Raw genomic sequence first — 14,520 nt, 5'->3', positions numbered from 1 at the left:
GATCGAGCGAGGTCAGCATGCCGTCGATGGCCGACTCGATCAGCTTGGTGTCGTCGACCTCGGACACATACTGGCGCTCGACGGTGTCCAGCACGTCGCCGAACAGGCCGAGCATCCGGTAGGTCTTGGCCTTGGGCTGGGCCGCGGCCAGGGCTTGCTGGCTCACATAGGCCATGGCGCCTGCGCCAAGGACGAATGCGGACGCGCCGATCAGAAGATACTTTCTCATACGCCTGCCGTCAGGCTCCCTTGCAGCTACAGCCGCTTAACAGTCCGGGCCCCAATCAACCCCGAGGCTAACGCGCCCCGATCTTCAACCAACGCGCCGGATCTACGGGCGCGCCCTGATCCCGGACCTCAAGATAGAGCTCCGAGTCCGATTGTCTTCCATCGGGCATCCAACCGACAGGCGTTCCGGCCGCGACGGATTGTCCGACGTCAACAGACGTCCGTTCCAAACCCGCCAGCACCAGATGGTATCCGCCCGACAGTCTCAATATCAATATAACGCCCCAGCCCTTTACCGGCCCTACATATTGCACGAGGCCGTCGCCCGGGCTGCGGACCATGGCGTTCGGTTGGGCGTCGAGGGTCAGTCCGTTGCTGAGACCGCCCGCCAGACGATCACCGAATGCATGCTTCATAGGCCCGGGAGTCGGGATCGACAGCATGGTCGGTGGCAGAACCGGCATCACCTGCGGCTTTTCACCAGGCGACACCGCCCCCCGCAGTCCGGCCGGGCGTTCGGCCAGCTCGCTCTCGGCGGTGAACAGCGCCTCGCTCTGAACCGCAGCCAGACGGCGCAGACGGGCGATCTCGCCGGCCTCGGCGGCGTAGGTCTGGGCGCGCTTCTGCAGCTCAGGCGTCATCGCCTTGACCAGGATCGCGGCGCGTACCGCGTTGCGCGCGTCGCCCGGGCTGACCAGGAGCGCTGGCGGCGGGTCGCGCCGGATGCGCTCCTGGACCGACAGCAGCTTGGACAGCTGGTTCATGTTGCGGCCCTGCTCGGCGGTAAGCACCGTTTCCTTGAGGTTCAGCCGCTCCAGACGCTCGCGCTCGCTAGGTTGGGCGACGGCCACGGCCGCGATCGCCGCCGTGGCGACGATCGCCAGCGCGGGAAGGCGGGGGGGCTTCAGGACGGCGGCCATGCCTTCGATTAGGCCTTCCTCAGTCACGATGGTAGGGGCCGCCGGCGAGGATTGTGGTCGCGCGGTAGATCTGCTCGGCGAGCATCACGCGAGCCAGTGCATGCGGCCAGGTCTGCGGTCCGAACGCCAGGGTCGCATCGGCCTGTTCGACCAGCGCAGGCTCAAGGCCGTCCGCGCCGCCTATCACGAACACCGCGCGCCGGGCGCCCTCGTCGCGCAGGCGTCCAAGCTCGATCGCGAGGGCGCGGGAGGTGCGCGCCGCGCCGCGCTCGTCGCAGGCGATCACATGGGCGCCGGCCAGGTGCGGGCGCAGCACCTCGGCCTCGGCGGCCTTGCCGGGCTTGCGCGCCTCAACTTCGACGGCGTCTACGGGCGAGAGGCCCAGCGAGCGTCCTGCCGCGGCGGCGCGCTGGACGTAGGTCTGAACAAGGTCGGCTTCCGGGCCCTTGGCCAGGCGGCCGACGGCGAGGATCGTGACCCTCACATCGCCACGGATTGCGTCGGCGGCTCCACCGACCAGATCTTCTCGATGTTGTAGAACGACCGCACTTCCGGCCGGAACAGGTGGATGATCACGTCGCCGGTGTCGATCAGCACCCAGTCGCAATGCGGCATGCCCTCGACACGCGCCTTGCCGTAACCCTGTTCCTTCAGGGCGCGCAGCAGGTGGTCGGCCATCGCGCCGACGTGGCGGTGGGAGCGGCCAGACGCCACCACCAGGCCGTCGGCCATGGCGCTCTTGCCCTTCAAGTCAATGAAGACAACGTCCTGCGCCTTGTCGTCATCAAGTCGGCTCAGGATCAGCTCTTCCAGGGCTTGAATGCGGCCCTGGGGATGGGAAGGATCGGACAGGCCGTCATCCTTCTGCGCGCGCGGCGCGGAATCGTGGTCCAGCGGGTTACTCCTTGTCATCCTCGCTACGCGCGAGCCTAGCACGTCGCGGCCACCGGGTCAGCCGGCCATCACGCACACGTCAATCCACCTCACACGGAGGCGGCCTTGCGCAGCGCAGTGGACGATTCGAAGTGCAGCGGCGCAACCAGGAACACCCAGGCGGGCGGCGAGGCGCCCGGCAGGGTCGCGGCGGCGCTCGACCTGCGTCGCGCGGAAGTGAAGCGCCGGGCCGCCGGCGACGACAGGGCCCGCAAGGTCATCCCAGGGCGGGCGACGACGGCCATGGGAACCTCGCGCAGGATATCCGCCCACCCTTTCCAGAGATGGAAGGACGCCAGGCCGTCGGCGCCCATGATCCAGACGAAACGCACCGCCGGAAAGCGCGCCCGCAGCCGGCGCAGGGTGTCAATCGTGTAGGCCGACCCCAGGCGGCGCTCGAGGTCGGAGACGCGCATCGATGGGCCTCGCGCCCATCGATCCGCCGACGCCATGCGTTCGGCGGCGCCGGCCATGCCGTCGCTGGGCTTCAGCGGGTTCTGCGGGGAGACCAGCCAGATCACCTGATCCAGTCGGAGCCGGGTCAGAGCGGTTTCGGCGACATGGGCGTGGCCGGCATGGGCCGGGTTGAACGAGCCGCCGTAGAGGCCGACGCGCATGCCGGGCTGCAGAGAGAACCCCAGGCGCAGGGCCTTTGGGCGGCCTGCGGCTTGACCGCGCGTGGCGGGGCGGTCGGACCACATCGCGTGGGCGCTACGGCTCAGGGCTTGCGCGCGGGCGTCGGCGCGCCGGCGCGGTCCAAGTGGGGATCGGTCTGGCGCACGCGGGTGCGCACGCTGAACACGCCGTCGCCGGCCAGCACCGCGCCGCGCGCGAACAGCCGTCCGTGCTCCCAATTCGATAAGCCGAGCTCCGGCCGGTCGAGGGCGTACTGGCCATCAACCCAGCGGGTGAAGCCGTCGCCGACGAACGGCGCGTTGATCGCCGCGTAGAACCGCAGGTGCGCTTCGGCGTCCGAGGCGATCAGCGAGGCGGTGAACTGCGGGCTGTAGCGGTTGAACAGGGCCACCGCCTCGTCCAGGTCGTCGACAATGCGCAAGGAGACCTCCGGCGTCTCCTCCCATTCCCACTCGCGGGCGAGGTCGGCGTCGGCGATGATCTCCACCAGCGCCTCCTCGCGGACCCCCTCGGCGCGCACGACCGGGCCGCGGCGATCCAGCCAGCCGGCCGGGAGGTAGCTTTCCGAGCCCCCCGCGACATGCAGCTTCCAGCCTGCGCGACGCTCGCCGGCGCGTTCGAGCGCTTGCAGGAAAGCCGGGACCAGCTCGGCGGCCCGCGCGCGGACGATGCAGCAGACGTTCAGGGTGTTGCAGACCTTGCGGTCCAGCGAGTGATAGGCGGCGGCGAACAGGCGATCCGCGTTCGCGCTTGCGTCGGCGACCATCCAGGCGCCGCCCGTGCCGTGCAAGCTGACCGGCGTGCCGGCCTGCCGCGCGATGGCCCCCAGTTGCGCGACGGCGGGACCAGAGCCGCGAGCCACGGCCAGCGCCAGGCGCCGGTCGCCGAACATCGCCCAGCCGGCGGCGTGCTCGGCGCTGTCAACCAGGCTGGCGGCGCCCGCCGGCAGGCCCGCTTCGGCGAGCGCCGGATCCAGGGCGAAGTCGACGATGGCGCGCGCGGTGCCGAGCGCATCGGAGCCGATGCGGAACACCACGGTGTTGCCGCCCCGCAGCACGCCGGTGGCGTCGGCGAACACATTGGGCCGACCCTCGAACACGAAGCCCACCACGCCCAGCGGCGCCGCGGTCTGCTCGACGCTCCACCCCGCATGTTCGACCCGCTCGATCACCGCGTCGCGGGGCGGCGGCGTGTCGCGCCAGGCCCGTAGGCCTGCGGTCATGTCTCGGCGCATCGCCTCGCTGATCGCCAGCCGGGTGGTCGATCGGCCCCGCGCCTGGGCGCGCTCGACGTCTGCGGCGTTGGCCCGGGCGATCGCGCCCCAGGCGGCCTCGTCCTCGAGTCGGGCGGCGAACGCCTCGAAGAAGGCGGTGATCTGCGCATCGGCGACTGCGCCCATGGCCTGGAACGCGGTCAGAGCCCGGTCGACGGCATGAGAGGCCAGCGCATGCTGGGCGGCCGGCACATGCAGCAGCGCGCCGTCGTCCTGCACCACCACCAGCCGATCACCGGGGCGGAAGGCGGCGGCGAGCTCGGCCCCCACATGGGTCACCCGATCGCCGCCATAGATCACTGGCTGGCCAGGCGCGAGCCGCTCCAGGCGATCCGTCCGTTCCGTGGTCTGCCGCGCCGCGCCGTCGTCCATCGCCTCTCAGCCTTCCAGATCTGGGCCCTGATTAGGCCCCTTGCGGCGCCGGTTCAAACCCGGCGGAGGCGGGCGGCTCTTCACGCCCGTGCGACAGCGCCAGGTCGTCGGCGTGGATCATCGGTCCGGACGTGTAGCCCAGAGCCTGCTCCACCGCCTGGGACTTGAGCCCGCGAATGCGCAGGGCGTCGCCGGCCTCGTAGCGGATCAGGCCGCGGGCGACCTCATGGCCGGCTTCGTCGCGCACCACCACGGCGTCGCCCTTGTCGAAGCGGCCCTGCACCTCGCGGACGCCGGCCGCCAGCAGGCTCTTGCCGCGTTTCAGCGCCGCCGCGGCGCCGGCGTCGACCACCAGCGCTCCGGCGGGCGCCAGCGATCCGGCGATCCAGGCTTTGTAGGCGGCGGCGGGCGTCGTCGAGGGCTCGATGATCGTCGAGCGCTCGCCGGCTTCAAGGGCGGCCAGCGGAGCAGGGCGGCGACCCAGGGTGATCACCGTGGCGCAGCCGGCCGACTGGGCGATGCGCGCGGCGGCGAGCTTGGTGGCCATGCCGCCGGTGCCGACGCCCGCGGACGCATTCGCGCCACCGGCCATGGCCTCGATCTCCGGCGTCAGGCGCGACAGCCTGGCCAGATGGCGCGCGTCGGGGTTGTTGCGGGGGTCAGCGGTGTAGAGGCCGTCGACGTCGGACAGCAGCACGAGCACGTCGGCGCCGATCATCTGCGCCACACGGGCGGCGAGCCGGTCGTTGTCGCCGTAGCGGATCTCTTCGGTGACGACAGTGTCGTTCTCGTTGACCACCGGGATGACGCCCAGCGCCAGCAGGGTGTCGACGGTTGCGCGTGCGTTCAGCCAACGGCGGCGGACCTCGGTGTCGTCGCGGGTCAGCAGCACCTGGGCGGCGATCGCGCCGTGCGGCTCGAAAGCCTCTTCCCAGGCGCGCATCAGCGCCGACTGGCCGGCGGCGGCGGCGGCCTGCTTCTCGGGCAGGGTGAGCGCGCGGCGCAGCAGCCCGAGTCGGCGGCGACCCAGGCCCACCGCGCCGGACGACACCACCAGCACCTGCTGGCCGCGGGCCCGCAGCCGCGCCACGTCGCTGGCGAAGGCGGCCAGCCAGGCGCGGTCCGCGCCGGCGTCGTTGTCGCCGATCAGCAGCGCCGAGCCGACCTTGACGACAATGCGCTTGGCAGTCTCCAGGCCGCTCACGGGGCCCAGGCCTCCACCTCGCCGGGACCGGCTGCTTCGGCGCGGCGGGCGCGGACCTGCGCCCAGGACGCCCTCAGCACCTCGATCACGCCTTCGCCGGAGACGCCGGACACCAGGCGTGGCTGGACGCCGGCGGCCTCCGCCAGCTCCGCGGCGCGGGCGGCACGGGTCTCGGGGTCGAGCGCGTCGACCTTGTTCAGGGCCAGGATCTCGGACTTGTCCTCGAGACCCTCGCCATACGCCTCTAGCTCGGCGCGCACGGTGCGCCAGGCGTGCACGACATCCTCCTGGGTGCCGTCGACCAAGTGGATCAGCACGGCGGTGCGCTCCACATGACCCAGGAAGCGCACGCCAAGGCCGGCGCCCTCTGAGGCGCCCTCGATCAGGCCTGGGATGTCGGCCAGCACGAAGCGCTCGTTGGTCGACAGGTCGACGACGCCTAGGTTGGGCGTGAGCGTGGTGAACGGATAGTCCGCGACCTTGGGCTTGGCCGCCGAGGCAGCCGCCAAGAACGTCGACTTGCCGGCGTTGGGCAGGCCCACCAGGCCCACGTCGGCGATCAGCTTCAGCCGCAGCCAGAGTGTCAACTCCTCGCCGTCCTGGCCGGGATTGGCGCGGCGCGGCGCCTGGTTGATCGGACCCTTGAAGCGGGTGTTGCCCCAGCCGCCGTTGCCGCCCCTGGCCAGCAGCAACCGGTCGCCGGCCTGCGACAGGTCGGCGATGACGCTTTCGCGGTCCTCGTCCAGCACCTCGGTGCCGACCGGCACGCGCATCACCACGTCCTCGCCGTTGGCCCCGTGGCGGTTGCGGCCCATGCCGTGGCCGCCAGTCTGGGCCTTGAAATGCTGCTGGTAGCGGTAGTCGATCAGGGTGTTGAGGCCCTCGACCGCCTCGATCCAGACGTCGCCGCCCTTGCCGCCGTCGCCGCCGTCCGGACCGCCGTACTCGATGTACTTCTCACGCCGGAACGAGACCGCGCCACCGCCGCCGTCGCCGGAGCGGATGTAGATCTTGCACTGGTCGAGAAACTTCATCGCGGTCTTCTATGTCCTATGGCTGAAGGCCATAGCACGCGGAGGCCTTCCGCGCCCTATGGCCCTCAAGGCGCAGCTCAGGCGAGCCACACCATCATCCGGGCGGGAACAGGCTCGCCGCGGGCGGCGCTGGGCAGCCTGCGGACTTCGCCGGTATAGAGGAAGCCCGCCTTGCACAGCACCTCGCCCGACGCCGGATTGTCGGCGAAGTGCCCGGCGACCACCATCCGCCGACGCCAGTCCTTGGACGCCCACACAAGGGCCGCGGACGCAGCTTCGGTAGCGTAGCCCTGGCCCCAATAGGGACGACCCAGCCAGTAGCCCAGCTCGGCGCGCCCCAGCTCGTTGGGGTGGAAGCCGAGCATGCCGATCAGGCCCTCGTCTTCGTGATCGACGACGAACAGCGCCTCGCGCGACGGGTCGCGGCCCGCAAGGCTGTCCAGGTAGGTCTCGGCGTGGTCCAGGCCGTAGGGGTGGGGCATGCGCGTGGTCATCCGCGCGACGTCGATGTCGTTGGCCAGCGCCGCGATCCTCGCGGCGTCCTTGCGGCGGGGCTTGCGCAGCCGCAGCCGCGCTGTGCGGATGACGGGCTCCAGTTCGATCGCACACATGGTCTTGAACCTCCCGGCCCTTCTGGGAGGGCCTTTTCAGAAAACAAAAGCGGGGAGTCCGGCGTCCGGACTCCCCGCTGAGGTCGTCTGTCCGGTCCGCCAATCATTGGGGCGGAACCGGCAATGAGGGTTCCGCCTAGTCTGCGTTCGCCGGGGCCGGCGTGACCACGTTCACGTAGGTGCGGTCGTCGCGCTTGGTGACGAATTTCACCGCGCCCTGGGCCGTGGCGAAGAGGGTGTGGTCCACACCCATGCCGACGTTGTCGCCCGGGAAGAACTTGGTGCCGCGCTGGCGCACGATGATGTTGCCGGCGAGCACTGCTTCGCCACCGAACTTCTTCACGCCGAGGCGGCGACCGGCCGAGTCGCGCCCGTTGCGCGAGGAGCCGCCTGATTTCTTGTGAGCCATGGTGCTCTCCTAGGTCCTGCTGGACGCCTTATTCGGCGTCCGTATCCGTCTTCTTGGCCGTCGGTTTCTTGGCGGCGGGTTTGGCTTCGCCAGCTTCGGCCTTCGGGGCTGCGGCCTTGCGGGGCGCGGCCTTCTTGGCGGGAGCGGCGGTCTCGGTCGCGGCGTCGGCGGCCACGGCTTCGACTTCAACCTGCGGAGCCTCTTCGACGACGCTGGTCGGCGTGACGTCGTCGCGAAGCGCCAGTCCACGGGCGCGGGCGTCGATCACCGCCTTGGTGGTCAGGTCGACCGTGCCGTCCCACTTGGCGCTCTTGCCGTCGCCGGTGATGCCGGTGACGCGCAGCACGCTTTCGAACTGACGATGCCCCCTGGTGCGGCGATAGCCCTGGCGGCGAGTCTTCTTGAAGATCTTCACCTTGAGGCCCTTACGGGTCTCGATCAGGGTGGCGTTCACCGAGGCGCCCGAGACGGTCGGCGCGCCCACGGTGACGGCCGCGCCGTCACCCAGCATCAGCACCTCGCCGAAGGCCACGTCGGCCCCGGGTTCGCCGTCCAGCTTTTCGACCACCAGCACGTCGCCCGGTTGGACCCGGTACTGCTTGCCGCCGGTCTTGATCACCGCGTACATCGTTCGCGCCTTACAGAATGTAATTGCAAAAAGTATTGCGCCCGTGAGCGGTCCCACGGGCGAGAGCGCGGTCTTATACAGGGGGACCGGCCCAAGTCAACGGACGCGGGGCCAACTTGGGACTCAGGCGCGGCGCACTTCGATCGTCAGGTGACTGAGGCCCGCAAGGCCCGCCAGCCGCGCGCGATAGGCCTGCACGTCCTGTGGCTGGGCGGCCTCCAGCACGACAATCGCGGCATGGTGGCCGGGGCCCAGCCGCCACAGATGCAGGTCGACCACCCGCTCGCCCTGCGCCTGCAGCCGTGCGCGGATCTCGGCGACCAGCGCCGGACTTGGGTTCATGTCCAGCAGTACGCCGCCGGTGCGGCGCAGCAGGCTCCAGGCGAACTGCGCCACCAGGGCTGCTCCCACGAGGCCTGCGGCCGGGTCGGTCCAGCTCCAGCCGAAGCTCCGGCCGGCGGCCAGTCCCGCCAGCGTCAGCACGCCCACCAGGGCGTCGGCCGAAAGGTGTAGGTGGGCCGCTGACAGATTGAGGTCGGCGTCGCCGTCATGGGCGGCGCGCGCGGGCTTCAGAAGCCAGACGCAGACGATCGTCACCGCCAGGCCGGCGGCGGCCAGAGGCAGGGCGGAGTCATAGTCGACCGCCGCAGGCTCGATCAGCCGCTCGATGCTCTCCAAGGCGATCAGAAAAGCCGTGGCGGCGAGGACCACGGCGTTGGCGAAGCCGGCGAGGAAGCCGATCTTGCCGGTGCCGAAAGCATAGCGCGGGTCGTCCTTGCGCTGGCGTGCGACCCGGTATGCGAATGCGGCAACCAGCAGCACGGCGACATGGGCGGCCATGTGCAGGCCGGCGGCGGTCAGCGCCATCGACTTGAACGCCAGCCCGCCGATGAGTTGTGCGGCCAGGGTCGCCGCACAGATCGCGGTGACGATCCAGGTGCGCCGCTCGTTGCGCGCGTGGTCTGCGCCCAGATAGACGCGATCAGCGCGGAAGGCGTCCATGCGCGCTGGCGCGACCTGCGGGCTTGTGTCCGCCGCGCCGGACGTGGGATCGATGGGGATCAAGGAAATCTCGGGCGGCGATGAGCGATGTTATCTTGTAACGTCCACGCCGCGCGGGTCAATCTGGACCCGCGAGGTTTCCACTCGCTCTTGCGATGACTAGATGACCCCCATGACCGACAAAACCCCCGTCACCGTGCTCACAGGCTACCTTGGGGCCGGCAAGACCACGCTCCTCAACCGCATTCTCTCGGAGGACCACGGGAAGCGATACGCCGTGATCGTCAACGAGTTCGGCGAGGTCGGCATCGACAACGACCTGATCGTCGGCGCCGACGAAGAGGTGTTCGAGATGAACAACGGCTGCGTCTGCTGCACGGTGCGCGGCGACCTGATCCGGGTGCTCTCAGGCCTGATGAAGCGCAAGGGCGGCTTCGATGCGATCATTGTCGAGACCACGGGCCTCGCCGACCCCGGCCCGGTGGCCCAGACCTTCTTCGTCGACGAGGACGTGCGCGCCCGCACCCAACTCGACAGCGTGACCACGGTGGTCGACGCCAAGCACCTGCCGCTCAGACTGGCGGACTCCCGCGAGGCGGTGGAGCAGATCGCCTTCGCCGACCAGATCATCCTCAACAAGACCGATTTGGTGACCCCGGCCGAACTGGCCGCCGTCGAGGCCTCGATCCGCCGGCTTAATCCGCTGGCGCCGATCCACCGGGCGCAGCGCTCGAACGTGCCCCTGGACGCGATCCTCGGCCGCGGCGGCTTCGACCTCGCGCGGATCACCGAGCTGGAGCCGGAATTCCTCAACCCGGCGCACGGCGAGGCGGGCCATGTGCACGACGAGGACTGCGAGCACGACCACCACGATCATCACGAGCATAATCATGGGCACGATCATCAGGACCACGCCGCCGCCGCCGGCATCCGCGGAATCTCGCTGACCCTGGACAAGCCGATCAACGCCAACAAGGTCACCACCTGGCTGAACGAGGTGCTGCAGGCCCAGGGACCGGACATCCTGCGCGCCAAGGGCATCCTCGACGTCGCCGGCGAAGACCGCAGGCTGGTGTTCCAGGCCGTGCACATGATCCTGGAGGGTGATTTCCAGGGCGAGTGGCGCGAGGGCAGCGTGCGCCAGAGCCGACTGGTGTTCATCGGCCGCAACCTCGACGAGGCCGCCCTGCGCGAAGGCTTCGAGGCCTGCGCGGCCTAGCGTTCAGCTCACAGGACGCCCCAAAGAAAAAGGCCCGCTGGTTTCCCGGCGGGCCTTTCTGATCTCGCGATACCGACGTCGAGCTTCAGAGCTCTTCGTTGATCAGCGCCACCTGGTAGTAGCCGCCCGCCTGCAGGTTGTTCATGACGGCCATGAACTCGCCGTAGCGGACCGTACGGTCGGCGCGGATGTAGACCCGCGCGTCCGGGCCGGAGGACGGCTCGTCGTTGGCGATGAGTTCGCGTTCCAGGTCGCCGGTCAGGGTGTCGAGCGTTGTCGGCTTCTCGCCGATGAACAGCACGCCGCCCTGCTGGATGTTGATCAGGGTGGGCTCCTTCACCTTGGCGCCCGGGGGCGGGGGGATGGCCGGCGGCAGGTCGAGCTTGATCGACACCGTCGCGGCGGGAATCGCCACCATGAAGATGATGAGGAGCACCAGCATCACGTCCACGAAGGGCGTGACGTTGATGTCGCTGTTCTGGCCGAGGTCGAACTTGGAGCCGCCGCCCCCACCGCCCAGCTTCGCACCCATATGAAGTTCCTTCCCTGCGACGGCGCGTAGTTTCGCCCGTCATCCGTTCGCGAGACCATTCGCAAGTCATTTTCAGAAAGTAAAGACCAGATCGCCCCGGCGGGGTTCGCGCCGTGCGTCGGCGCCCTGGAAAGCCCCTGAAGGCCCGGCTATGGCATGGCGATGATCTCTGAATTCGAAGCCTTCGTCACCGCCGCCGCCTTCGACCGCGCCCAGCGCGCCTGTTTCGCCCTGGGCGACGGGACCGTCCGTTTCGAGGGCGGCGAGAGCGTCCAGGCGCACGACGGCGCCATACTGTCAGCCTGCCTGCATCCGTCGGGCGACGGGATGCTCACCGGCGGCGACGACGGCCGTGTGGTCTGGTCGCGGCCGAGCGGCGCCGAACAGATCGCCGAGGTGAAGGGCCGCTGGATCGATGTGGTCGCGGCGAGCGCCCAGTCGGGCCTGATCGCCTTCGCCGCGGGCCGCGACCTGCACATGCGCGACGTCGCCGACGCAGGCTTCACCAGACTTTTCCCGCACGAGCGGTCCATCGCCGACGTCGCCTTCGACCCCAAGGGCCGGCGGGTGGCGGCGGCGACCTACAACTGCCTGCGCCTGTGGTACGCGCGGATCGCCGAACAGAAGCCGGCGGTGCTGAACTGGGCCGGCAGCCATATCGGCGCGGCCTGGAGCCCGGACGGCAAGTTCCTGATCTCGTCCATGCAGGAGAACCAGCTCCACGGCTGGCGGGTCTCCGACGAGAAGAACATGCGAATGGGCGGCTACCCGGCCAAGGTCCGCAGCCTGGCGTTCTGCTCCAAGGGACAATTGATGGTCACCTCCGGGGCCAACGGCCTGGTGATCTGGCCGTTCGGCGGCTCCACCGGGCCGATGGGCAAGGAGGCGGCCGAGATCGGCTTTGACGAATCCGCCCTGGTGACCCGCGCCGCTGCGACGCCTGGGGCCACCTGGGCGGCCGCCGGGCTGGACGACGGACGGGTGTGGGTCTGCGACCTCACCGGGCGGCGCATCGACACGGTCAAGGCTGAGAAGGGCGCGGCGATCTCTGCGTTGGCTATCACCGCCGACCACCGCCGCCTCGCCTGGGGCGACGAGGCCGGCGGCGCAGGCGTCGTCGAGGTGCCGGAAGCCTGAGTTTCAGGCGGCCTTCGGCTGCGGACCGACATAGACCGACTGCGGACGGATCAGCCGGCCCTGCGCCACCTGTTCGCGGGCGTGGGCGATCCAGCCCGCCACCCGCCCCATGGCGAATACGCCGGTGAAGGCGTCCGCCGGGAAGCCGACCGCCTCCAGCAGTAGGGCGGTGTAGAACTCGACGTTGGTCTCCAGCGGCCGGTCGGGCTTGCGTTCTTTGAGGATCGCCAGCGCCGCGGCCTCCACCGCTTCGGCCAGGGCGATACGGCCTGACGCGTCCGGTTGCAGCGCGCCCAGCCTGCGCACGGCCGCCTTCAGCGCATCGGCCCTGGGGTCGCGCAGCCGGTAGATCCGGTGTCCGAAACCCATCAGGCGCTCGCCGCGCGCCAGCGCCGCCTCAAGCCACGGGCGGGCGTTCGCCGGCTCTCCGATCTCGCGCAGCATCTCCAGCACCGGGCCCGGCGCGCCGCCATGCAGCGGACCTTTGAGCGCGCTGATCCCGCCCAGCACCGCCGAGGTCAGGCCCGCGTGCGTCGAGGCGATCACCCTGGCGGCGAAGGTCGAGGCGTTCAGTCCGTGGTCGCAGACGGTCACCAGATAGGCGTCCAGCGCCTCGGCCTGGCCGGGACCAGCGGGCCGGCCGTGGGTCATCCTCAAGATGTCGGCGGCGTGGCTCAGGGAAGGGTCAGGCGCGATCGGGGCGGCGCCGGCGCGGGCGCGCAGCACGGCGGCGGTGAACACCCCAGGTGCGGCCAGCAGCCTCAGCGCAGTGGCGAGATCGTCTCCGTCGGGCAGCCGTGCGCTCAGTGCCCGCATCGCCTCCACGGGATCCAGTCCCCTGAGCTCGCCGACGGCGGCAGCCTGGGCGAACACCGCGGCCCGCGCCTCTCCCAGCGGTCGCTGCAGGTCGCGCGGAAGATCATCGAAGAAGCCCTCGAATAGCAGATGGGCGACGTGCTCGAACCGGGCGCGGCCGGCCAGGTCGTCGAGCGAGTGTCCGCGGATCACCAGCCGCCCGGCCGCGCCATCCACGTCCGACAGGATGGTGCGGGCGGCGATGACGTCGTCGAGGCCTTCGGACATTGCGGGCTCCTTCTTGCTTGCGCCCGGTCATCATCTGTCGCACGATCACCTAGTCAATCTTGATCAATATAATCAATGTCAGACGAGTGGATCACCGCGCAGGCCGCCATCGAACGCCTCGGCGTCCGGCCGCAGACGCTCTACGCCTATGTCAGCCGCGGTCGCGTGCAGGTGCGCGCCGATCCCGACGATCCGCGGCGCAGCCTCTATCGCGCGGTGGATCTCGCGGCGCTGATCGAACGCCGCACGCGCGGGCGCAAGCGGTCGGAGGTCGCGGCCGGGGCCATCGCCTGGGGCGAGCCCGTGATGGACTCGGCGATCACCACGATCGTGGGCGGACGGCTGTTCTACCGCGGACGTGATGCGGCGGTGTTGGCCGAAACCGAGACCCTGGAGGCCGTCGCGCGTCTGCTGTGGAGCGCCCAATCGCACCCATGTCAGCCCAGGCCTCTTCAGGCGATGCCGGCGGGAGCACTGAAGGCGCGCGCGTTCAGCCTGCTTGCAAGCCGGGCGGCGAGTGACCGACCGGCGCTGGGTCGACAGGCCGCGGCCTTGGGCCTCGAGGCGGAAGATCTGCTGGACGCCGTGTCCGAAGCCGTCGCCGGCGTTTCCGGCGGCGGCGCGATCCATCTGCGGCTGGCGGTCGCTTGGGGCGTAGACGCCAACGGCGCCGATCTGATCCGTCGCGCTCTGGTGTTGCTGGCGGACCACGAGTTCAACGCCTCGACGTTCGCCGCGCGGGTGGCGGCGTCCACCGGCGCGTCTCTGGCCGCCTGCGCGCTGGCGGGCCTGGCGACCCTTACCGGACCTCTGCATGGTGGGGCTGCGGCCGGCGTCGCCGCCCTGCTGGCCGATGCGGCGCGGGACGGCGCGCAGGTGGCGGTCGCCGCGCGCCTCGCCGAGGGCCGGCCGATCCCAGGCTTCGGCCATCCGCTGTATCCGGACGGCGATCCTCGCGCCCTCGCACTGCTCGGACGGTTCACGCCGGCCGCGGCGGCCCAGTCCCTCAGCGCGGCCGTGCACGAGGCGACGGGCGCAGCGCCCAACATCGACTTCGCCCTCGCGGCGATGACCCAGGCGATCTCCGCCCCCGCCGACGCCCCGTTCGCCCTGTTCGCCACTGCCCGCGTCGCCGGCTGGATCGCCCACGCCCTGGAACAGGGCGCCGCCGGCGTGCTGATCCGACCCCGGGCGCGCTATGTCGGACCGCAGCCTGAGTTGATAGCCCTGTCTTCGTGACGTCGGCGCGCTAGATTGCGCCTCGCCGAGGCCCGCTTGGGCCCGAACGGGGGGCGTGCG

General features: G+C 70.3%; 16 protein-coding genes and 1 pseudogene. 3 read left to right on the top strand and 14 right to left on the bottom strand.

Going from position 1 to position 14,520, the window contains the following annotated elements:
- The 12 genes and pseudogenes from Q8R27_RS04630 to Q8R27_RS04575 all read right to left on the bottom strand — a co-directional run.
- Positions 1–229: pseudogene (locus Q8R27_RS04630) on the bottom strand (S41 family peptidase); the annotation flags it as partial.
- Positions 230–296: 67 nt separating this feature from the next.
- The gene (locus Q8R27_RS04625) at positions 297–1,148 is read right to left on the bottom strand and encodes a murein hydrolase activator EnvC (protein WP_305697900.1); all 852 of its coding nucleotides are present in this window, start codon (positions 1,146–1,148) and stop codon (positions 297–299) included.
- Positions 1,149–1,167: 19 nt separating this feature from the next.
- Positions 1,168–1,632 (bottom strand): 23S rRNA (pseudouridine(1915)-N(3))-methyltransferase RlmH, encoded by a 465-nt coding sequence (rlmH, locus tag Q8R27_RS04620; RefSeq protein ID WP_305697899.1) that lies wholly within the window; start codon positions 1,630–1,632, stop codon positions 1,168–1,170.
- Positions 1,629–2,060 carry a ribosome silencing factor gene (gene rsfS, locus Q8R27_RS04615; protein ID WP_305595607.1) on the bottom strand — a complete coding sequence of 144 codons (432 nt, stop codon included), beginning with the start codon at positions 2,058–2,060 and terminating at the stop codon, positions 1,629–1,631. Before rsfS ends, rlmH begins: the two co-directional genes overlap by 4 nt.
- A 71-nt stretch (positions 2,061–2,131) precedes the next feature.
- On the bottom strand, positions 2,132–2,782 hold the full coding sequence (locus Q8R27_RS04610; RefSeq protein ID WP_305697898.1) for a nicotinate-nucleotide adenylyltransferase: 651 nt from the start codon (positions 2,780–2,782) through the stop codon (positions 2,132–2,134).
- Between the two features lie 17 nt (positions 2,783–2,799).
- On the bottom strand, positions 2,800–4,362 hold the full coding sequence (locus Q8R27_RS04605; RefSeq protein ID WP_305697897.1) for an aldehyde dehydrogenase family protein: 1,563 nt from the start codon (positions 4,360–4,362) through the stop codon (positions 2,800–2,802).
- Between the two features lie 31 nt (positions 4,363–4,393).
- A complete protein-coding gene (gene proB / locus Q8R27_RS04600; protein WP_305697896.1) occupies positions 4,394–5,566 on the bottom strand; it encodes a glutamate 5-kinase in 1,173 nt (390 codons plus the stop codon).
- Positions 5,563–6,600, bottom strand: coding sequence for a GTPase ObgE (gene obgE, locus Q8R27_RS04595; RefSeq protein ID WP_305697895.1), 1,038 nt, complete (start codon positions 6,598–6,600; stop codon positions 5,563–5,565). The genes proB and obgE overlap by 4 nt, the downstream gene beginning before the upstream one ends.
- Before the next feature lie 77 nt (positions 6,601–6,677).
- Entirely contained in the window at positions 6,678–7,211 is a 534-nt protein-coding gene (locus Q8R27_RS04590) for a GNAT family N-acetyltransferase (RefSeq protein WP_305697894.1), read from the bottom strand.
- A gap of 136 nt (positions 7,212–7,347) precedes the next feature.
- A complete protein-coding gene (gene rpmA / locus Q8R27_RS04585; protein ID WP_305597808.1) occupies positions 7,348–7,620 on the bottom strand; it encodes a 50S ribosomal protein L27 in 273 nt (90 codons plus the stop codon).
- Positions 7,621–7,648: 28 nt separating this feature from the next.
- Positions 7,649–8,248 (bottom strand): 50S ribosomal protein L21, encoded by a 600-nt coding sequence (gene rplU, locus Q8R27_RS04580; protein ID WP_305697893.1) that lies wholly within the window; start codon positions 8,246–8,248, stop codon positions 7,649–7,651.
- A gap of 123 nt (positions 8,249–8,371) precedes the next feature.
- The gene (locus Q8R27_RS04575) at positions 8,372–9,313 is read right to left on the bottom strand and encodes a cation diffusion facilitator family transporter (protein ID WP_305697892.1); all 942 of its coding nucleotides are present in this window, start codon (positions 9,311–9,313) and stop codon (positions 8,372–8,374) included.
- A gap of 100 nt (positions 9,314–9,413) precedes the next feature.
- Here Q8R27_RS04575 and Q8R27_RS04570 point away from each other — a divergent pair, with 100 nt between their 5' ends.
- The gene (locus Q8R27_RS04570; protein ID WP_305697891.1) at positions 9,414–10,469 is read left to right on the top strand and encodes a GTP-binding protein; all 1,056 of its coding nucleotides are present in this window, start codon (positions 9,414–9,416) and stop codon (positions 10,467–10,469) included.
- Positions 10,470–10,554: 85 nt separating this feature from the next.
- Here the strand turns inward: Q8R27_RS04570 and Q8R27_RS04565 are convergent, their stop codons facing one another.
- On the bottom strand, positions 10,555–11,001 hold the full coding sequence (locus Q8R27_RS04565; protein WP_305697890.1) for a biopolymer transporter ExbD: 447 nt from the start codon (positions 10,999–11,001) through the stop codon (positions 10,555–10,557).
- A 162-nt stretch (positions 11,002–11,163) separates the two neighbouring features.
- Between Q8R27_RS04565 and Q8R27_RS04560 the strand changes: the two genes are divergently transcribed.
- Complete coding sequence (locus Q8R27_RS04560; RefSeq protein ID WP_305697903.1) at positions 11,164–12,138, top strand: WD40 repeat domain-containing protein; 975 nt, start codon at positions 11,164–11,166, stop codon at positions 12,136–12,138.
- Between the two features lie 3 nt (positions 12,139–12,141).
- Here the strand turns inward: Q8R27_RS04560 and Q8R27_RS04555 are convergent, their stop codons facing one another.
- A complete protein-coding gene (locus Q8R27_RS04555) occupies positions 12,142–13,221 on the bottom strand; it encodes a citrate synthase/methylcitrate synthase (protein ID WP_305697889.1) in 1,080 nt (359 codons plus the stop codon).
- A 75-nt stretch (positions 13,222–13,296) separates the two neighbouring features.
- Between Q8R27_RS04555 and Q8R27_RS04550 the strand changes: the two genes are divergently transcribed.
- The gene (locus tag Q8R27_RS04550) at positions 13,297–14,460 is read left to right on the top strand and encodes a citrate synthase (protein WP_305697888.1); all 1,164 of its coding nucleotides are present in this window, start codon (positions 13,297–13,299) and stop codon (positions 14,458–14,460) included.
- The last annotated feature ends 60 nt before the right edge of the window (positions 14,461–14,520 follow it).

The sequence above is a fragment of the Phenylobacterium sp. genome (assembly GCF_030697305.1).
GTDB lineage: Bacteria > Pseudomonadota > Alphaproteobacteria > Caulobacterales > Caulobacteraceae > Phenylobacterium.
This window is presented reverse-complemented; position numbering and strand designations above follow the sequence as displayed.